Origin of the sequence: Paracoccus sp. J55, assembly GCF_000513975.1 — a bacterium.
Lineage (GTDB): Bacteria > Pseudomonadota > Alphaproteobacteria > Rhodobacterales > Rhodobacteraceae > Paracoccus.
This window is the reverse complement of the sequence record NZ_AZVA01000048.1, coordinates 1-18,465: the sequence shown is the minus strand read 5'-3', so window position 1 is coordinate 18,465 and position 18,465 is coordinate 1. Positions and strand designations below refer to the sequence as shown.

Sequence of the window (18,465 nt, the reverse complement as noted above, 5' to 3'; positions counted from 1 at the left end):
AGCTTTGGCCGCCTGACCTCGGCCGTCCGTCGGTAGCCCGGTGGCACCGAGAAGGTCATCATCTTCGCAACCGTGTCACGCGAGATGTTGAACACCCGCGCCGCTTCCCGCTGGCTCATGCCTTCCGCGCAAGCCTGGCGAACTCTCAGATATAGGTCCACGCTGTAAATCCTCACGCCCTCCCTGCCGCCGCAGAAAGGGAATAGGTGGACGACTTTTACGCCGCCCGCAGCAGCACCAAGCCACCGCTACCGTGGACGAATTTCTCACCGCCGTTCTCAGGTGCTGTCAAAAGATGCCGGCCTCCTTCCCAGCAAGCATCTTGATGATGTGGACGCCGTCGGCCGCGCAGCCGCGTGTATTGTGCTGAGAAAGAATGGAACTGGGAAGGAGCATCGAAATGCACATACGAACAATGGGCCTCGATCTTGCGAAGAGTGTCTTCCAGGCTCACGGCGTGGATGACGCCGGTAATACCGTTCTGGTGAAGAAGCTGCATCGCAAGCAGATGATACCCTTCTTCTCCAAACTCGCACCATGCCTGATCGGAGTGGAGGCATGTGGAACGGCGCACTATTGGGCACGGACGCTCATCGCCATGGGGCATGAGGTTCGGATAATGCCGCCTTCTTATGTCAAGGGATATGTGAAGCGGGGTAAGAGTGACGCCCTGGATGCCGAGGCTATCTGCGAGGCCGTGCAACGTCCGACGATGCGGTTCGTGCCGGTCAAGACCGTCGAACAGCAGGGCATTTTGATGGCGCATCGCACCAGAGCGCTGCTTGTGCGCCAGCGTACGATGGCAGCAAACGCATTGCGTGCTCACTTGGCCGAGTTCGGATTCGTCGCCAACCCGGGTGTCGCCAATCTGGTGAAACTGGCGGATCAAGCCTTCACCGATGAGGTTCTGCCTACCTACGCCCACCGGGCCCTCGAAATTCTGATCCGGCGAATGGCGGAGCTGACTGAAGAGATCGGAGAGCTCGATCAGGAATTGCGTACATGGCATGAAGGAAGTGGCGTCAGCCGAAGGCTCACCACCATCCCTGGGGTCAGGATGCATTGATTTCTGTTGCGCTGCGTGATTCACGCCTCCGAAAACGGAGCGGTGACATGAGCGATCTCTTCTGGCTGACCGACGCGCAGATGGCGCGCCTGGCTCCCTTCTTTCCCAGGTCGCACGGGAAGCCCCGGGTTGAAGACAGACGGGTGCTGAGCGGGATTATTTTCATCAATCGCAATGGCTTGCGTTGGCGCGATGCGCCCGCCGCGTATGGCCCACATAAGACGCTCTACAGCCGGTGGAAGCGTTGGAGCGAAAAGGGCATCTTCGCGCGGATGATGGCCGGGCTGGCGGCGGAACACGGCGAGAAAACGACCGTGATGATCGACGCAACATACCTCAAGGCCCATCGAACGGCGACCCGCATGGCCGCCAAAAAGGGGGGCGTGGTCGCCTGATCGGTCGAACCAAAGGCGGTATGAACACCAAGCTGCACGCCATCTGCGACAGTCAGGGCCGACCGATCGACCTGTTCGTCACCGCTGGACAGGTCAGCGATTATATCGGCGCTCGGGCCCTGCTGAGTGGCCTGCCAAACGTCAAATGGCTACTCGGGGATCGTGGCTATGACGCTGACTGATTCAGAGAAGCGTTGCAGGACAAGGGGATACGTGCCTGCATCCCAGGCCGGAAGAAACGCAAGACGCCGATCAAATACGATAAGCGGAGATACAAGCGGCGTAACCGCATCGAGATCATGTTCGGCAGGCTCAAGGACTGGAGGCGCGTCGCGACCCGCTATGACCGATGCCCCAAGGTCTTCCTCTCAGCCATCGCCCTCGCGGCTCTCGTCATCTATTGGTTATGAATCCTGACCCTAGAAATGCGGCTTGGGACAGGACGGACGGTGTCGGTGAAGGAGATCAGAAGCAGCTTTCTGGGTATCCGTCCTTTGCGTCCCATTCAGATTTGCGGTTTCCGACCTGCGGCTGAGGGGCGATTTTTCTTCTGAAGTTTCAGAAGGGTGTCGGAATGGCGGAGATGGATTTGTTGGGCAGTTCGAGGTTGGGGAGGCTCGACGGAGCAACCGGCATTGGCCTGACGATGTGAAGGCGCGGATTGTCGCAAAGACTTTCAAACCTGGGGCGACGGTGGCGGCTGTAACACGGCGTCATGACGGGCAGCCCCACCACCATCTTTTGGAATGGCGAAGCCGTGCAGGCGGAAGCTCTGTTTGAGGGGCTGGTGGCGCGGCCGGTTGCGCGGCGCGTTGCGAGACCGACTGCGGCGGGGTGATCCGTCGGGTATATTTTGACTTGTTTTAATGGGCTTTCCGGTCCGGATCGGATAGGGAGGCATATGTCGCAGCCTATCGATCTCAGCTTGTTTCCCGATCTGCCTTCCGAGGTAAGGAAGGCATTTGCGGCGATGCAGTTCGAGCTATCGGTCGAACGGGCGGCCCGCCAGCACGAGCAGGCGGCGGTGGTCGAGAAGGACACCTTCATCATCGAATTGAAGGCCCTGATCGAACGGCTGGAAGGCCAGGTTCAGGATTACCGGCACACGAAGTTCGGGCCTAAATCGGAGAAGCTGGATCCGGCGCAGCTGTAACTAGCGCTGGAAGACCAGGAGACCGCCATCGCCGAGACGCAGGCGCAGGCGCAGGCGCAGACCACCGCGCTCGAAGCGAGGATCGCGACCAGGGAACCCGATCCCGAGAAGCGCCAGCCTCGGGGGGCTGCAGCCGCAGCTTACCCTTCTCTGCTAAGCGGGTCGAAACATGGCTCAGAATGATGCATTGCAAACCGCATTCCCTGCCGATGGGAAGAAGTGACGATATTCCAAAAACTAAGACGGAGAAAATGGCCCGAAAACCCGGTGCTGCCGGCTTGTTCAGGCAGCCTGATTCCTCAGGGAGTTTTCGATGTAACGAAGCGCCCCGAGGGCCATATCGGCGGTTACCCGCGCAGCGACAGCGTCACCTTGCCCAGAGGCGATCCTTGCCAGATGCCTGTGTAGCGTCTCGACGGAAAGCACGCCATCTTCCCTCAACCTAACAAGGGCGATCTGCCCGATGGTGAAGGCTGCCATGTCTGGATTGGCCACGTATTCCGGGGCCCGGCGGGGCGGCCGCATGATGGTTGCGTCGCTCATCAATCCCTCCTTGCATTGCAAAGCCGTCAGCCCAAAGATCGGTCTGGCGCTCAATATCCAAGCTGAACAATTTATTACGCACCAACCGTGCGCCCTGCGCGGTCGCTCTAGAGGATGGCGAACCGCGTTGTCATACGCCGAATGGTGTATGCAGCTCAGTTTCGGTGTGCCGCGGCGATGATGCGATCCAGAATGAGGTCATTGCGCTGATAAAAAACCAACTCGGCCGCATCGGTGACGGGCTCGACGGTGATCAGGGGATTGATCCTTTCCAACTGCCTGCACGCAGCCAGATCGATGCCGGGATCTTCGGTGGGCGCCAGATATCGCATGGGTATGAGCAACTCGCGCAGCGCGGTGTCCATGCGGTGGCGTGAAAGCTGCAACTCCCGAACAAAGGTCGCGTGGCCCTGTTTCAGCAGATGTTCACAGGCGTTCCGGATCAATGCCGTCCAATCGGGGTTGCGCACCGTTTGCTGGTTCAGCGGCGTATGGCGGAAGGCGCGTTCCAGATACCAGTCCAGGCCGTGCTGGCGCATCATCCGGTGTCCCGATTTGGCCATCAGTTCGGCGACCCATGGCGCACTGTCTGCGAGTTGCAGCATGATGCGTTGAATCTGCGGCAAGCGCTGGACTCCCGAAGGGTCGATCCCGGACGAGAAACCGACTGCCAGTATCCCGTGGAAGCGCGTGGGATTTGCCACCGCTTCGACGACCAGAGGCAAGGTGCCGCTGGCCAATCCGACGCCAAGGCAAGGGCGGCCGATGACCTGGTCGAGAAAGACCCGCAATGCGACAAGATTGTCGCTCATCACATCAAGCGAGGAGTCCATGGTGCTGTTCCCGTGACCGGGTCGCGACGGAACATAGAGGCAGATGCCCGCGTCGCGCAGCCGGGCCTCTCCATCGCCCGGCAGCAGATAGGTCATCGGCAATCCCCGCAGCATGACCACGGGGATGCCCCGCTTCGCGCCCATCCAGGTCCAGGCGATCTTGCGGCCATCGGGCATCTCGATCAGCTTTTCGCGGCCCAGGGGATCGTGCCAGACAGGGGCTTCGCCCCGAAGCCCGACATGTTCACGGCTGGCGATCATGGCCAGCAGGCGCATCAGGTCGATATTCGAGGGGGCGCCCATCTTGGCCATGATCGTCTTGATCTGGGTGCGCACCGTCAGCAGCGACACGCCTCGCTCTATCGCGATCGATTCGAGGTTGCGCAGACGAAAGAACAGATGCGCGACCTCGGATTCGGCCTGCGTCAGGCCGAAGGCCTGTTGCAAGCGCTCGGCGATCCGCGGCCCCCAGGCGATTTCCAGGGAACGGATGGCGATATGGGCGCCGCTCTGGCCCGGCACGCGGATCAGGTAGCCCTCGGCCAGGAAGGATTCGCCATAGCCCTCGGTGGCCGGCAGGATCGTCAGGATTGCTTGCGCCGCGTTGCCCTGACCGGTGGCGGCACGCAACAGGGCACGATAGTCCTCCAGAGAATTCGGCGCGATGACTGCAGCGTCCATGAACGCGCCCTGGCGCTTGCCGAACGCGCGTTCGCCCGCAATGTTGATGACCGCGACATTGCCGTTTGGAGACAGCACAGTCGCCGGTCCCGGCACTTCGGAAACCGCCAGTTTCAGCGGGTCGTTCTCGGTCGGGACGTCCAGCTTTTCCAAGGTGTTGCGGAAGGTCAGCAACTGGCTGAACAGCCCCTTGGAGACTTTGGGATGCTCGGCATCTCCGCCGGACGATGCGAGCTTGGCTTCCCAACTCGCCACCATCTCATCGAAAGCATGCTCATCGATGATCGAGCGATAGGTGCTGGCGATGATGTTCAGATCGATATCGTCGTCCGAACTCTGGCCTTCGCTCAACTGAGGCGACAGAAAGAAATGCTGATCGGCCAGTAGCGTCCTGGATTTGGAATCGGGCATGAGCAGGCCTTTTTCAGGCGGACCCTTCCCACATTGCATTTTGCCCGGCTGCTTTCAACCGGGACGGACGTGGTATCGGAATGACGCCAAGGGCGGCGCTTCAGCGATCCCGCCTATCTTTGACCCTCACCACAAACTTGGCACGGTTCATCCCCTGACAACGGGGCTTATCGTAGTTTAGCGTATTCTGGCGTAGGTTCCGCTCCAGGGCATGCAACCAACGATACTTGCGATTGGTCGAACAGCAGGTGCCAAAACTTGCCGCGTAGCATATCCGCACTGGGCATCGGGACGATGCCGATCAGGTCAAACGGCCCGAGTAAGCCGTTCCGCGCGACCTTTCAGCCTGCCGCCATCGCCAGGCGCGCGGCCCGGCGTTCGGCCTGCACATCCGGGTCGGGGTCCAGTCCCGCCGCCAGCAGCGCCTGCGTATAGGGTTGGCGCGGGTTGTCGAAGATCTGGCGCACGGTGCCTGCCTCGACCACCCTGCCCTTCTGCATCACCATGACGTGATCGGCGAAGTCGCGCACCACCGGCAGGTCATGGGCAATGAAGATGAAGGCGATGCCCAGGGACTTGCGCAGCCCGTCCAGCAGCTCGATCACCTGCGCCTGGACCGACACGTCCAGCGCCGAGACCGCCTCGTCGCAGATGATCAGTTCCGGCTCCAGCGCCAACGCGCGGGCGATGGCGATGCGCTGGCGCTGCCCGCCCGAGAACTGGTGCGGATAGCGCCCGGCCATCTCGGGCTTCAGCCCGACCTGATGCAGCAATTCGGCCACGCGGGCCTTCCATTTCGACCGGGGCAGGATGCCGGGATGGATGACCCAGCCCTCGGTGATCAGCTGCCAGACGGTCATGCGCGGGTTGAGGCTTTGCGTCGGGTCCTGGAACACCATCTGCAAGTCGCGGCGCAGCACGAACAGCTGGCGTTCCGGCATGGAAAACAGGTCCTGGCCCTTCCACAGGGCCTGGCCGCCAGTTGGCTCCTCCAGCCGCAGCAGCATCTTGGCCACGGTCGATTTGCCCGAGCCGCTTTCGCCGACGATGGCCAGGGTCTCGCCCGCCATCAGGTCGAAGGAGACATCCTCGACGGCGGCGAAATCGCCATAGACCTTGCGCGCATTGCGCACCGACAGCACCGGCTCGGCGGGCGGCAGCGGGTCGTGCATCGCGCCCTTGCCAGGCGCCGCACCGATCAGCTTGCGGGTATAGGGATGGGCGGGGTTGCGATAGACCTGCCGCGTGTCGCCGGTCTCGACCACCTCGCCCGCATTCATCACCACGACGCGGTCGGCGATCTCGGCCACTACGCCAAGGTCGTGGGTGATGATCAGCACGCCCATGCCGGTTTCCTGCTGCAATTCCTCCAACAGGGCCAGGACCTCGGCCTGAACGGTCACGTCCAGCGCGGTGGTGGGCTCGTCCGCGATCAGCAGGTCGGGCTTCAGCGCCAAGGCCATCGCGATCATCAGCCGCTGGCGCTGCCCGCCCGAGAACTGATGCGGATATTTCCCCATCGAGCCCTCGGGGTCCGGGATGCCGACGCGGCCCAACAGCCGCAAGGCCTCGGCCCGCGCCTTCGACCGGGCCATGCCGTGGGTGGTCATCGTCTCGACGATCTGCCAGCCGACGGTATAGACCGGGTTCAGATGGCTCAGCGGGTCCTGGAAGATCATCGCGATCTTGTGGCCGTTGACCTTGCGGCGTTCCGAGGCGCTCAGCTTCAGCAGGTCGCGGCCCTCGAAGATGATCTGGCCGCTGGTGATCCTGCCCGGCGGCATGTCGATCAGGTCCATGATCGCCGAGGACGACACCGACTTGCCCGAGCCGCTTTCGCCCAGGATCGCCAGCGTCTCGCCCCGGTCCAGATCGAAGCTGACATTCCTGACCGCGCGGACGGTGCCGGCCGCCGTGTGAAACTCGACCGACAGGTCTTTCACCTGCAACATCGGCTCAGCCATTCCTGCGCCCCCTCATTTCAAGCCGCCAGCGTTGGGTCGGGTCCAGCGCGATGCGCATCCAGCCCGACAGCAGGTTCAACGACAGCGTGGTCAGGATGATCGCAAGGCCCGGCCAGAAGGACAGCCACCACGCGGTCGTCAGATATTGCCGCCCCTGGCTGATCATCAGCCCCCAGGTGATTTCCGGCGGCTGGATGCCGATGCCGAGGAAGGACAGAGAGCTTTCCGCCAGCATAACGAAGGCGAAATCCAGCGTGGCGATGGTCATCAGCGTCGGCAGCACCACCGGCAGGATATGGCGGAAGACGATCCGCCGGGACGAGGCGCCCATCACCTTGGCGGCCTGCACGAACATCCGCTCGCGCACCTCCAGCACCTCGGCGCGGGTGGTGCGCAGATAGACCGGGATGCGGGTGATCGCCAGCACGATCACCAGGTTCAGGATCGACGGCCCCAGGATATACAGCACCACCACCGCCAGCAGCAGCGACGGAAACGACATGATCACATCGGCCAGCCGCATGATCACCTGCCCGGTGCGCGGCCCGGCATAGCCCGCGACCAGCCCCAGCACCGTCCCGATCAGGGCCGAGAAGAACACCGCGCCCCCGGCCACCATCATCGTGTTCTGGGTCGCGACGATGATCCGCGCCAGCAGCGGGCGGCCAAGCGCATCCGCGCCCAGGATCCACAGCCAGCCGCGTTCCCACTCGAAGGGCGGCGCGTTGCGCCCGCGCAGGTTCTGCTTTTGCGCCACCTCGCCCAGCCACGAGGGGCCGATCAGCGCGAGGACCAGCACCAGCGTCAGGAACAGCACCGCCGCCAGCGCGAACTTGTCGGCCCAGAGCATGCGGGCGAAACGGACCAGCGGCTTCGGCTCGTCGGGAATGATGTCGATGCTGGTCATGGCTCAATACCGGATGCGCGGATCGAGCAGCGCATAAGCCAGGTCGATCAGCAGGTTCATGATGAAGATGGCGATGGCGGTGACCATGATCGCCGCCAGCACGACGTTGAAATCGCGTTGCAGGATGGAATCGATCATCAGCTTGCCGACGCCGGGAAAGCCGAAGATCGTCTCGATCACCACCGCGCCGTTCAGCAGCGCCGCCGCCTGATCGCCGATCACGGTGATGACCGGCAGCATGGCGTTGCGCAGCGCGTGGACGAAGATGATCGGGCGCGTCCTCACGCCCTTGGCCCGCGCGGTCTTCACATAGGCCGAGGACAGCGCGTTGATCATCGAGCCGCGCACCACCTGCACGATCAGCCCGAAGGGGCGGATGAACAGCACCCCGATGGGCAGAATCCAGTGCCAGAGGCTGCCCGTCCCCGAGGTCGGCAGCCAGCCCAGCCCCACGGAAAAGACCACGATGGCGACGATGGCCACCCAGAAATCCGGCGCCGAGGCCCCGATCAGCGAGGTCAGCGAGGCGATGCGGTCGAAGAACCCGCCCACCCGGAACGCCGCCAGAGAGCCGACGACGATGGCCGCCCCCGTCACCAGCGTCATGGTGATGACGGCCAGTTGCAGCGTCCACAGGAAGGCCTCGCTGACCACCTCGAAGGCCGGGCGCGCGCGGCGCACGGAATCGCCGAAATCCAGATGCAGCAGGTCCCAGACATAGCGACCGAACTGCACCAGCAGCGGATCGTTCAGCCCGTGTATCTCGCGGAACTGCCGGCGCATCTCCTCGGAGGCTTCCGAGGGCAGGTAGAGCGCCGCCGGATCGCCCGTCAGCCGCGACAGGAAGAAAACGGCGACGACCAGCAGGATCAGCGAGATCAGGCTGGCGAAGGCGCGTTTGCGTATGAAACTCATCATGGCCGAAGGCTCCGGTCGTTTGGGCGGGGATGGCCCCCGCCCGGCTGTCAGGTCACTTGAAGGCGATATCCGCCAGCGGAAGCTGCGAATTCGTCGCCATCGTCGGCTTCCAGTCCAGGCGCTCGTTCACGCGGCTGAAGCCGACCATGTGGAACAGCAGCAGGTCGGCCACCACCTCGTCGTGCAGATAGGCGTGAAGCTCCTTCCACAGCGCCTCGCGCTCGTCCCCGGTCGCGGCCTGCGCGCGGTTGATCAGATCGTCGACCTTGGGATCGCTGATCCCCGACTGCCGCCCGTCCGAGGCATATTTGAAATACATCGAGAAGGACGGATCGCCGCGCGAGTTGTCATGCATGGCGACGACCACCATCGGCCCGCGGCCTTCCGGGTAAGGCTTGGAGTAAAGCTTCTCGAACTCGGCCACTTCGTAGAATTGCAGCTCGACGGTGAAGCCCGCCTCTTGCAGCATCTGCTGGACCGCCTCCAGGATTTCCACGTTGTTGGGGAAATTCGCGGTGCGGCCGATCAGAGTGATCGGCGTATCGACGGCGACGCCGTCGGCCTTGGCTTCCTCCAGCAGGCGCGCGGCCTCCTCGGGGTCGTAGGGCCAGACCTCGACGCTCTCGTTCCAGCCAAGCGTGGGGGGCGGATAGACGGCGCTGGCCAGCAGCGCGCCCTCGGGGACCAGCGTGCCGATGAAGGCCTCGCGGTCGATGGCCAGGTTCAGCGCCTTGCGCACCCGCAGGTCGTCGAAGGGCGCGACCGAGTGATCCAGCCGGCCATAGACCGTCTCGCTGTCCAGATAGGAAAAATCGGTCGCCGGATTGGTCGCGTCCAGCGCCGCGATCGAGGGCGAAATGTCGGCCTCGCCCGTCGCCACCATCGCCGCGCGAACCGCAGGATCGGCCCGGAACAGATAGGTCGCCCCGGTCACCGCGGGCATCTCGCCCCAGTAATCGTCGCGCTGGCTCAGCACGATGCGCTGGCCCGGCGTCCATTCGGTCAGGGTATAGGGGCCGGTGCCGATGGGCTCGCGCACGAATTCGATCGGCGTTTCCTCGGGCACGATCGAGATCAGGGTCAGCAGCAGGGGCAGGATCGGCTGCTGGGGATCGGCCTTGAAGTCGATGGTATGGTCGTCCACCACCTCGGCCTCGATGGTCATGCCGCCGAAATAGCGCGGCACCTCGCAGGTGATCGAGGGGTCCATCGCCCGGTCGAAGGAATGCTTCACGTCACGCGCGTCGAAACCCGTCCCATCGGAAAAGGTCACGCCCTGCCGCAGGTGGAAGCGCCAGGAACCGTCCTCCAGCTGTTCCCAGCTTTCGGCCAGCTTCGGCTGCAACCCACCGCCCTCGCGCAGGTCCAGGAAGGCCAGCGTCTCGTTGATGTTCTGAAGCGTCACCCGCCCGATATTCGAGCGCGTGGACATGCAGGGCTCCAGCAGGTCCACCTCCTCGTTCAGCACGATGCGGACGGTGCTGTCCTGCGCGAAAGCCGGGGTCAGCATCGTCGCGACGGCAAGCGTCCCCCATATCAAGGATCTTTTGATCATTCGTTCCTCCCGTGGATATCGGATCAATTCATTCGACGGCTCTTGCGCGGCGCGAGGCGCGGGACGCGATCAGGGCCGCAAGGCAGATCAGCACGCCGCCGATCCAGACCGAGGGCTTCGCCACTTCCGAAAACAGCAGATAGCCCAGCACGGCGACCAGCGGCAGCCGCAGGAAATCGACCGGCGCGACGATGGACGCATCGGCCAGGCTGAAGGCATGGGTCATCAGCGCCATGCAGCCTGCGCCCAGAACGCCTTGCAATGCCAGCAGGCCCAGCTGTCCGGCGCTCGGCATGGTCAGGAATGGCAGCGCCAGCAGGAAGGCCAGCGGGACGGTCAGCAGCAGGTTCCAGATCACCAGCGTCGCCGTCCGGTCGCCCGAGGACATGCTTTTCAGCATCAGCTGGATCACCGCCTGCACCACGGCCCCGATCAGCGCGAAGCCGATCGCCGGCGTCAGGCCGGCACCGGCCGGTCCGGCCACCAGGAACGCCCCGCAAAAGCCGGTGGCGACGGCCAGGATCTTCAACCCGCCCAGCCTTTCGCCCAGCATCAGCGATGCGCCAAGCACCACGAAGATCGGCGAGGTGAAGGCGATGGCCGTCACATCCGTCAGCGGTCCCTGCGCGAAGGCGGCAAAGAATGCGACCAGTGCGACCAGCTTCAGCGCCGCACGGATCAGATGCTGGCGCAGCGGATAGGCCGATTCCAGCACCGAGGGCCGCATCACCGCCATCGGCAGAACCGCCAGCGCGCCGAACAGGGCGCGGGTGAAGGCAATCATCATCGGATGAACGCCGCCGTCCAGCTGCCGCACGATGGCGGCATCGACGGCAGAAAGCGCGGCACCCATCGCCGCCAGCCCGACCGCCAGCATCGCTGTCCCGCCTCGTGCAACCGTCCAGGCCATGCCCCCTCCGAAAACCCGCGCCGACACCCCTCCAGCACGGTTGCCGAACCATCGGACAGGCCATCAATTTTGTCAATAAAAAATCCCCAGAAGATCACGGCCTCATGATGCTCGCATTTATATAACTGTTTTTACTTAATTAATTTACACAACGCGCAACGCATTCATTCAGTTTTTCATCTTTCAACTTGACAACTGCTTTCGTTATGCGCTGTCTTCCCGTCAATTCGACGCAGGAGGAGCATATGCGACCAGAGGATATCGCGCAGCGCATGGACGGGCGCCTGACCAGCGCCGCGGAGGGGATGCAGCAGGCATTCCTGCCCTCGCCCATGGTGCAGAATCATGCCGCATTCCTGTCGCTGGCCGATGACGGCGCGCTGATCTGTGCCTGGTTCGGCGGCACGCTGGAGGGCAAGTCGGACATCTCGATCCATGCCTCGGTGCTGCTGCCCGGCGCGGATGCGTGGGGACCCGCGCAAAGGCTCAGCCACGATCCCGATCACTCGGAACAGAACCCGGTGATCTTCGCTGCACCCGATGGCGGGCTGTGGCTGTTCCACACCTCGCAACCCTCGGGCAATCAGGACCAGTGCCGCATCCGCATGGCGGCGCTCAACCGCGACGGGGTGGCGATCACCGCCGAGGAGGGGCGCTTCCTCGACCTGCCGCGCGGCTGTTTCGTGCGCGCCCCGGTCCGGCTGCGCGACGACGGCGCCTGGCTGCTGCCGATCTTCCGCTGCGTTCAGCGCCCCGGCCGGAAATGGAACGGCAGCCACGACACCGCCGCGATGGGCGTCTCGATGGATGGCGGGCAAAGCTGGCGGCTGGAGGACGTGCCGGACTCTGTCGGCTCGGTCCATATGAGCCCGGTCGATCTGGGCGAAGGGCGCATGGCCGCCTTCTATCGCCGCCGCCAGTCCGATTTCGTCCACCGCTCGGACAGCGCGGATGGCGGGCACAGCTGGGCCGCGCCGGTGGCGACGGACGTGCCGAACAACAATTCCTCGATCGCCGCCATCACCCTGCGCGACGGGCGGATCGCGATGATCTGCAACCCGGTCAATGCCGCGATGTCGCCCGACCGCCGCGCCTCGCTGTATGACGAGCTGGGCGAGGAGGACGACCGCCCGGACGCCGATCCCGCAGGCGGCTGCACCCCGATCTGGGGCGTACCGCGCGCGCCGGTGACGATCTGCATCTCCAGCGACGGCGGGCGAACCTTCCCGCGGCGTTACCTGGTCGAGGACGGGCCGGGCACCTGCACCTCGAACGATTCCACCGACGGGCGCAACAAGGAAATGTCCTATCCCTGGCTGCTGGAAGGCCCGGACGGCACCCTGCACCTCGCCTATACCTACCACCGCCGCGCCATCAAATACCTGCAACTGCAACCTGGCTGGGAAAGCCGCCTTTCGGAGGCTCTGACATGAGCGACATCATCGGCATCACCATGGGCGACCCCGCCGGCGTCGGCCCCGAGATCAGCGTCAGGGCGCTGGCCGACATGTCGCCCGAGGACCGGGCGCGGACGCTGATCTATGGCAACCGCGCCACTCTGGAGGCCGCGAAGGCGGTCGCAGGCATCGAGCTGGACCTGGCCGAGCGGGTGGTGAACATCGACTATGACGGCGCCCCCCTGCCCTGGGGGCAACTGTCCCCGGTCGCGGGCGACGCGGCCTTCCGCTTCATCGAACGCGCCGTCCAGGACGCGCAGGCCGGCCGGATCGGCTGCATCGTCACCGCGCCCATCAACAAGGAGGCGCTGAACGCCGCCGGCCATCACTATGACGGCCATACCGGCATGTTGCGCAGCCTGACAGGGGCCGAGGCCGCCTATATGCTGCTGGCGTCCGAGCGGCTGAAGGTCATCCATGTCTCGACCCATGTTTCGCTGAAGGACGCCATCGCCCGCGCCACGACCGAGCGGGTGCTGGCCACGATCCGCGCGGGCAACGCCCATCTGAAGCGCATCGGCGTCAGTGCGCCACGCATCGCGGTCGCCGGGATCAACCCCCATTGCGGCGAGAACGGGCTGTTCGGGACCGAGGACGCCGACCAGATCGCCCCCGCCATCGCCGCCGCCCGCGCCGAGGGGATCGACGCCTACGGCCCGATCTCGGCCGATACCGTGTTCCACCGCGCCTATTCCGGCGCATTCGACCTGGTGGTCGCGCAGTATCACGACCAGGGCCATATCCCGATCAAGCTGGTGGCTTTCGACACGGCGGTGAACGTCTCGGTCGAGTTGCCCATCGACCGCACCTCGGTCGATCACGGCACCGCCTTCGACATCGCGGGCCAGGGCGTCGCCGATCACGGCAACATGAATTCCGCCATCGCCTATGCCCGCAAACTGGTTTCCGGAGGATCGAGATGAGCTTCGCCATCGAGGGCGTCTATTGCGCCGCCGCCACGCCCCTGAAAGCCGACGGCACCCCCGACCTGCCCCTGTTCGGCGCCCATGCCAAGGCACTGATCGAGGAAGGCTGCCACGGCATCGCCATGCTGGGCTCGACCGGCGAGGCGAACAGCTTCTCCGTGCGCGAGCGCATGGACCTGCTGGAAGCCGCGATCGCCGGCGGCACCCGGCCCGACCAGATGCTGCCCGGCACCTCGTCCTGCGCGGTGACGGATGCGGTCGAGCTGACCCGCCACGCGGTGCAGGCGGGCGTCAAGGGCGTGGTGCTGCTGCCGCCCTTCTATTACACTGCCTTCAGCGATGAAAGCCTGTTCCGCTTCTATGCCTCGATCATCGAAAAGGTCGCGGATGATCGGCTGAAGGTGATCCTCTACCACATCCCGATGCTGACCGGCGTACCGATCAGCCATGAATTGATCGCGATGCTGGTCGAGGCCTTCCCCGATACCGTCATCGGCATCAAGGACAGCGACGGCAAGATCGAGAACATGCACGCGATGGCCGCCCGCTTCCCCGGTTTCGCCGTGCTGGCCGGGGCCGATCCGCTGCTGCTGCCGGTCCTGCAAGGCGGCGGCGCGGGCTGCATCACCGCCAGTTCCAACCTCGTCGCGCGGGAATTGCGGGTGGTTTACGACCATTGGAACGACCCGGCGAAGGCCGCCGAGGTGAAGGCCGCGCAGGACGTGATCGTCGCGTGGCGCAACCTGACCAACAGCTACACCCAGCTTCCCACCGTCAAGACCATGCTGGCCCGGCGCCGCGGCGACATGGGCTGGATGAACGTGCACCCACCCTTCTCGCCCCTCTCCGAGGGCGAGGCCGCGAAGGTCTGGGCCGTCATGGACGAATTGGAGAGCAAGGCATGAGCATGAGCCGCATCATCACCCTGCATCAGCCGAAACGGCTGGAAATCGGTGCGGGCGCCTCGGCCCGCACCGGCGCATGGGCGCATGACGCGCGGAATGTCCTGGTCATCGCCAGCCCGCATACCGCCGGTTTCGCGGACAGGCTGGGGCTTGCGGGCCAGGTCTCGGTCTTCGACGCCATTCCGGGCGAGCCCGACATCGCGACCTTCGACGCCGCCATCGCCGCCGCGCGCGAGGCCCGGCCCGACCTGGTGATCGGGCTTGGCGGCGGCTCGGTCATGGACGTGGCCAAGTTGGTCGCGGCGATGTGGGACGGCGAGCAGTCGCTGGCCGATGTCGCCGGCCCGAACCGGGTCTCGGGGCGCCGCTCCGGCCTTGTGCAGGTCGCGACCACGGCGGGCACCGGGTCCGAGGCGGGCATCCGCGCGCTGATCACCGATCCCGGCAAGGGCAACAAGATCGCGGTGGAAAGCCCGCATCTGATCGCCGACCTGGCGGTGCTGGACCCCGAGCTGACCTTCTCGGTCCCGCCTGCGGTGACGGCCGCGACTGGGATCGACGCGATGGCCCATTGCGTCGAGGCCTTCACCAACCGCAACGCCCATCCGGTGATCGACGGCTTCGCCCGCATGGGGATCGGCCTCGTCGGCCGCTACCTTGCACGCGCCGTCCGCGACGGTTCCGACACCGAGGCGCGCGAGGGGATGATGCTGGCATCCTTCTACGGCGGCATCTGCCTTGGCCCGGTCAACACCGCGGCGGGACATGCGCTGTCCTATCCGCTTGGCACGCTGCTGCACCTGCCGCACGGGCTGGCCAATGCGATCATCTTCCCGCATGTGCTGGCCTTCAACGAACCCGTGGCCCAGGCCAAGACCGCCGAGATCGTGGCCGCCCTGGGACTTGGCGAAGGCGATCTTCTGACCCGCGCCCATGCCTTCTGCGCGGATCTGGGGGTCGAGATGCGGCTGTCCGCGCATGGCGCGACCGAGGACCAGCTGCCCCGCTTCGCCAGTGACGCCCATGCCATCCGCCGCCTGATGGACAACAACCCCCGCGACATGACGCCCAAGGAGGTTCTGGCCATCTATCGCGCCGCTTTCTAGGGCGCGCGCCGATGAAGCTGTGCATCATCGCCGACGACCTGACCGGCGCGCTGGACAGCGCCGCGCCCTTCGCCGGGCGCGGGCTGGCAGTCCAGGTCGCGCTGTCGCCCGAGGCGGTGGCCTCGGTCGCGGCAAGCGGCGCGCAGGTGATGGCGGTCAGCACCCGCTCGCGCGATGGCACCAAGGACGCGGCGCGCAAGGCGATGGCGCAGGTCGTGGCGGCGCTGCCCGCAGGCGTGCCAGTCCTGAAGAAGATCGATTCGCGGCTGAAGGGGCATGTCGCCGCCGAACTCGCGGTGCTGGACCCGGCGCGGATGCTGGTCGCCCCCGCCATTCCCGATTTCGGGCGGATCACGCAGGCCGGCCATGTCGGGGGCTACGGCGTCGCCCGGCCCCTTTCCATCGCCGAAGCCCTTGGCCCGCTGGCCGGCCGCGCCGTCATCCCCGACGTGACCAGCGCCACTGAGTTGGCCGCCGCGCTGGACAGGACGCAACCGGGCGACCTGCTGGTCGGCGCGCGCGGGCTGGCCGAGGCGCTGGCGATCCGCATGACCGGGCAGCCCGCAGCCACGCCGGTCCTGCCGCGCGCCGCGCGCAGCCTGCTGGTCATCGGCTCTCGCGATCCGATCACGGTGGAACAGGCACGACAGGTGCAGGCCTCGGGACTGGCGGCGGTCCTGCCCGCCCCCGCGGGCGAAGCGGTACCAGACGCCACCGCGCCGCATCTGCTGGTGCAGGCAGTGGCGGGGCAGGCCACGCGAACCGGATCGCAGGTCGCCGAAGCCCTGGCCCGCAGCGTCCATCCCCGGCTTACCGCCGGTCGGCAGGCGCTGCTCTTGTCCGGCGGCGCGACTGCCGAGGCGGTGCTGGCGCATATGGGCATCACCTCGCTGCGGCTTGCGGGCGAATGCCTGCCTGGGTTAGCTGTGGCATATGGGGGCGAAATCAGCATCATCGCCAAATCCGGGGGCTTCGGCGCGGCCGATACCCTCGCCACCTTGCTGGAGATGTTTCGGGGGCAGAACTGATGGCGGAGCCGGAAAAGCGGGCGCGGAAATCCCTCAGCGAGATCGTCTTCGAACGGATGGAACGGGCGATCAAGTCGGGCTCTTATCGCCCCGACGAAAGACTGCCGACCGAACATGACCTGGCCGCCGAATTCGAGGTCTCGCGCCCCGTGATCCGCGATGCGCTGAAAAAGCTGCGCGAGCGCGGCCTGATCTATTCGCGCCAGGGCGCGGGCAGTTTCGTGCGCACCATCGGGTTGAAGCAGCCGCTCGGCTTCGGGCCGCTGGAAAACGTCTCGGACCTGCTCAGCTGCTATGAGTTCCGCCTGACGCTGGAACCCGCCGCCGCCGCCTGCGCGGCCGAGCGGCGCGACGACGCCGCGCTGGAACGGATCGCCGCCGCGCTGGAGCTGATGCGCGACGCCACCAACCGCCAGAGCCACCGCGAGGATGCCGATTTCCAGTTCCACCTGGCCATCGCGATCGCGTCCGAGAACAGCTATTTCTCGATCGCGATGGAGGCGCTGAAGGACCATATCGCCGTCGGAATGCGCTTCCACGGCGCCTCGGTCAAGCGCGAGGCCAGCGGGCTGGCGCGGGTCTTCGACGAGCATGCGGGGATCTTCGAGGCGATCCGGCTGCAGGACGGTGCCCGCGCGCGCGACCTGATGCGCGATCACCTGACCCATTCGCGCGACCGGCTGTTCACAAGGCGCAAGCCCGCCCTCGTCTCCGACGCCGGCAACGGCCCGCCGCTGGCCACCCAAGGCCAGCCCTGACAGCGGGCATGCCGTGTTTCCGCTGTTCGCAAAATTCCTCGACCTGCTTTTCCTCGCCCAGACCCCGCAGCAAGAGCGCAGCGCCAGTTAAAGCAAATCGGGCAGACAGAGCCCCGGACGCTCCTCAGCTAGTCGGGGTCCCGGCGTACGACCCATAGTGCCCGATCCAGCTCGCCTCGTAATTTGTCAACGGCGGCGCAAAAGTCGGCCATGGCGGCGGAGCAAAACCAGGCCAGTTGGTGAGGGTGTGCGCCATGGCACGCGCGCTTTCCACATACCCAAGCGTTCCGGGGCGGCTTCCTGGTTGCGCGCAGAGCCGGCGAAAGAGGGCCCGTCAAAGCCAACAGCCCGGAAGTAGGCAGCCTTCGAGATCGAGCGAGTGTATCGGTCACCCACTGGATCAGCACGAACCCGGTCGACGCCGAACTTGCGAGCCTGGCTGACTGCCCACGAAGAATGCCCGCAACAGCGTTTGCCAACCCAGTCCAGGATCGATTTCCCGCAGCACCACAGCGGAATCGTCACCGGACGTCAAACCCGATCGAGAGCACCTTCGCCACCGTCCGGCACCGCACCCGGCGAACCAAGGGCTGCCTGAGCCGAAAGACCGGGCTCGCCATGGCCTTCCGGCTGATGATGTCGGCGCAGAAGAAATGGCGAAAGCTAGGTCATGTTGACAAATGGCGGAGCCAGAGCCTGATGCAGGCGACGTCGACGAAGCCAAGGAAGCTTTCGGCGGTTTTGTCGTAGCGGGTTGCAAGGCGGCGGCTATTTTTCAGCTTGTTGAAGCAGCGCTCGACCATGTTGCGCAGGGTGTAGATGGTCATGTCGACAGCCTTGCGCACCCTTCGGTTCCTTCGCATCGGTATCATGGGCAGGGCGTTGCGGCTCTCGATGTCTTCCCGAATTTTATCAGAGTCATAGCCCCTGTCGGCGACCAGAACTGCTG

Annotated in this window: 16 protein-coding genes and 3 pseudogenes; 11 read left to right on the top strand and 8 right to left on the bottom strand. The window is 65.0% G+C overall.

Annotated features, from left to right (window positions below; translation table 11 throughout):
• Window positions 1-400 precede the first annotated feature (400 nt).
• The 4 genes and pseudogenes from PARJ55_RS22705 to PARJ55_RS23640 form a co-directional block, all read left to right on the top strand.
• Window positions 401-1,066: an IS110 family transposase gene (locus tag PARJ55_RS22705; RefSeq protein ID WP_147427943.1), complete on the top strand. Its 666-nt coding sequence runs from the start codon at window positions 401-403 to the stop codon at window positions 1,064-1,066.
• Window positions 1,067-1,113: 47 nt separating this feature from the next.
• Window positions 1,114-1,871: pseudogene (locus PARJ55_RS23650) on the top strand (IS5-like element ISPso2 family transposase).
• 115 nt (window positions 1,872-1,986) lie between these two features.
• Window positions 1,987-2,241 carry a transposase gene (locus tag PARJ55_RS24915; RefSeq protein ID WP_084637935.1) on the top strand — a complete coding sequence of 85 codons (255 nt, stop codon included), beginning with the start codon at window positions 1,987-1,989 and terminating at the stop codon, window positions 2,239-2,241.
• Between the two features lie 121 nt (window positions 2,242-2,362).
• A pseudogene (locus tag PARJ55_RS23640) lies at window positions 2,363-2,749 on the top strand (transposase); the annotation flags it as partial.
• A gap of 147 nt (window positions 2,750-2,896) precedes the next feature.
• Here the strand turns inward: PARJ55_RS23640 and PARJ55_RS0119825 are convergent.
• The 7 genes from PARJ55_RS0119825 to PARJ55_RS0119795 form a co-directional block, all read right to left on the bottom strand.
• Window positions 2,897-3,157: a hypothetical protein gene (locus tag PARJ55_RS0119825; protein WP_036714651.1), complete on the bottom strand. Its 261-nt coding sequence runs from the start codon at window positions 3,155-3,157 to the stop codon at window positions 2,897-2,899.
• A 155-nt stretch (window positions 3,158-3,312) separates the two neighbouring features.
• Complete coding sequence (locus PARJ55_RS0119820) at window positions 3,313-5,082, bottom strand: alpha/beta fold hydrolase (protein WP_028714576.1); 1,770 nt, start codon at window positions 5,080-5,082, stop codon at window positions 3,313-3,315.
• 341 nt (window positions 5,083-5,423) lie between these two features.
• Window positions 5,424-7,046 carry an ABC transporter ATP-binding protein gene (locus PARJ55_RS0119815; protein WP_028714575.1) on the bottom strand — a complete coding sequence of 541 codons (1,623 nt, stop codon included), beginning with the start codon at window positions 7,044-7,046 and terminating at the stop codon, window positions 5,424-5,426.
• Complete coding sequence (locus PARJ55_RS0119810; RefSeq protein ID WP_028714574.1) at window positions 7,039-7,953, bottom strand: ABC transporter permease; 915 nt, start codon at window positions 7,951-7,953, stop codon at window positions 7,039-7,041. Before PARJ55_RS0119810 ends, PARJ55_RS0119815 begins: the two co-directional genes overlap by 8 nt.
• A 3-nt stretch (window positions 7,954-7,956) precedes the next feature.
• Window positions 7,957-8,871: an ABC transporter permease gene (locus PARJ55_RS0119805; protein WP_028714573.1), complete on the bottom strand. Its 915-nt coding sequence runs from the start codon at window positions 8,869-8,871 to the stop codon at window positions 7,957-7,959.
• Between the two features lie 52 nt (window positions 8,872-8,923).
• Window positions 8,924-10,426, bottom strand: a complete 1,503-nt coding sequence (locus tag PARJ55_RS0119800) for an ABC transporter substrate-binding protein (protein WP_147427940.1) — start codon at window positions 10,424-10,426, stop codon at window positions 8,924-8,926.
• A gap of 28 nt (window positions 10,427-10,454) precedes the next feature.
• Window positions 10,455-11,336 carry a DMT family transporter gene (locus PARJ55_RS0119795; RefSeq protein ID WP_230376507.1) on the bottom strand — a complete coding sequence of 294 codons (882 nt, stop codon included), beginning with the start codon at window positions 11,334-11,336 and terminating at the stop codon, window positions 10,455-10,457.
• A gap of 245 nt (window positions 11,337-11,581) precedes the next feature.
• On the opposite strand from PARJ55_RS0119795, the gene PARJ55_RS0119790 reads away from it, so the two are divergent.
• The 7 genes and pseudogenes from PARJ55_RS0119790 to PARJ55_RS24155 form a co-directional block, all read left to right on the top strand.
• Window positions 11,582-12,769 (top strand): exo-alpha-sialidase, encoded by a 1,188-nt coding sequence (locus tag PARJ55_RS0119790; protein ID WP_028714570.1) that lies wholly within the window; start codon window positions 11,582-11,584, stop codon window positions 12,767-12,769.
• A complete protein-coding gene (gene pdxA, locus PARJ55_RS0119785; protein WP_028714569.1) occupies window positions 12,766-13,716 on the top strand; it encodes a 4-hydroxythreonine-4-phosphate dehydrogenase PdxA in 951 nt (316 codons plus the stop codon). Before PARJ55_RS0119790 ends, pdxA begins: the two co-directional genes overlap by 4 nt.
• Window positions 13,713-14,624, top strand: coding sequence for a dihydrodipicolinate synthase family protein (locus tag PARJ55_RS0119780; RefSeq protein WP_028714568.1), 912 nt, complete (start codon window positions 13,713-13,715; stop codon window positions 14,622-14,624). Before pdxA ends, PARJ55_RS0119780 begins: the two co-directional genes overlap by 4 nt.
• A complete protein-coding gene (locus PARJ55_RS0119775; protein WP_176224566.1) occupies window positions 14,621-15,730 on the top strand; it encodes an iron-containing alcohol dehydrogenase in 1,110 nt (369 codons plus the stop codon). Before PARJ55_RS0119780 ends, PARJ55_RS0119775 begins: the two co-directional genes overlap by 4 nt.
• A gap of 11 nt (window positions 15,731-15,741) precedes the next feature.
• Window positions 15,742-16,758 carry a four-carbon acid sugar kinase family protein gene (locus tag PARJ55_RS0119770; RefSeq protein WP_028714566.1) on the top strand — a complete coding sequence of 339 codons (1,017 nt, stop codon included), beginning with the start codon at window positions 15,742-15,744 and terminating at the stop codon, window positions 16,756-16,758.
• Window positions 16,758-17,516: a FadR/GntR family transcriptional regulator gene (locus PARJ55_RS0119765; protein ID WP_010397930.1), complete on the top strand. Its 759-nt coding sequence runs from the start codon at window positions 16,758-16,760 to the stop codon at window positions 17,514-17,516. Before PARJ55_RS0119770 ends, PARJ55_RS0119765 begins: the two co-directional genes overlap by 1 nt.
• A 525-nt stretch (window positions 17,517-18,041) precedes the next feature.
• Window positions 18,042-18,182: pseudogene (locus tag PARJ55_RS24155) on the top strand (IS256 family transposase); the annotation flags it as partial.
• A 2-nt stretch (window positions 18,183-18,184) separates the two neighbouring features.
• Here PARJ55_RS24155 and PARJ55_RS0119755 read toward each other — a convergent pair.
• On the bottom strand, window positions 18,185-18,465 hold a 281-nt coding region (locus PARJ55_RS0119755), incomplete at its 5' end, for an IS5/IS1182 family transposase (protein WP_028712791.1).

What these genes read in the sequence shown, in the direction of transcription:
- PARJ55_RS0119815 (WP_028714575.1), bottom strand. Translation starts at nt 7,046, where the DNA reads ATGGCTGAGCCGATGTTGCAGGTGAAAGACCTGTCGGTCGAGTTTCAC.
- pdxA (WP_028714569.1), top strand. Translation starts at nt 12,766, where the DNA reads ATGAGCGACATCATCGGCATCACCATGGGCGACCCCGCCGGCGTCGGC.
- PARJ55_RS0119810 (WP_028714574.1), bottom strand. Translation starts at nt 7,953, where the DNA reads ATGACCAGCATCGACATCATTCCCGACGAGCCGAAGCCGCTGGTCCGT.
- PARJ55_RS0119795 (WP_230376507.1), bottom strand. Translation starts at nt 11,336, where the DNA reads ATGGCCTGGACGGTTGCACGAGGCGGGACAGCGATGCTGGCGGTCGGG.
- PARJ55_RS0119770 (WP_028714566.1), top strand. Translation starts at nt 15,742, where the DNA reads ATGAAGCTGTGCATCATCGCCGACGACCTGACCGGCGCGCTGGACAGC.
- PARJ55_RS0119775 (WP_176224566.1), top strand. Translation starts at nt 14,621, where the DNA reads ATGAGCATGAGCCGCATCATCACCCTGCATCAGCCGAAACGGCTGGAA.
- PARJ55_RS22705 (WP_147427943.1), top strand. Translation starts at nt 401, where the DNA reads ATGCACATACGAACAATGGGCCTCGATCTTGCGAAGAGTGTCTTCCAG.
- PARJ55_RS0119825 (WP_036714651.1), bottom strand. Translation starts at nt 3,157, where the DNA reads ATGAGCGACGCAACCATCATGCGGCCGCCCCGCCGGGCCCCGGAATAC.
- PARJ55_RS0119780 (WP_028714568.1), top strand. Translation starts at nt 13,713, where the DNA reads ATGAGCTTCGCCATCGAGGGCGTCTATTGCGCCGCCGCCACGCCCCTG.
- PARJ55_RS0119790 (WP_028714570.1), top strand. Translation starts at nt 11,582, where the DNA reads ATGCGACCAGAGGATATCGCGCAGCGCATGGACGGGCGCCTGACCAGC.
- PARJ55_RS0119765 (WP_010397930.1), top strand. Translation starts at nt 16,758, where the DNA reads ATGGCGGAGCCGGAAAAGCGGGCGCGGAAATCCCTCAGCGAGATCGTC.
- PARJ55_RS0119805 (WP_028714573.1), bottom strand. Translation starts at nt 8,871, where the DNA reads ATGATGAGTTTCATACGCAAACGCGCCTTCGCCAGCCTGATCTCGCTG.
- PARJ55_RS0119800 (WP_147427940.1), bottom strand. Translation starts at nt 10,426, where the DNA reads ATGATCAAAAGATCCTTGATATGGGGGACGCTTGCCGTCGCGACGATG.
- PARJ55_RS0119820 (WP_028714576.1), bottom strand. Translation starts at nt 5,082, where the DNA reads ATGCCCGATTCCAAATCCAGGACGCTACTGGCCGATCAGCATTTCTTT.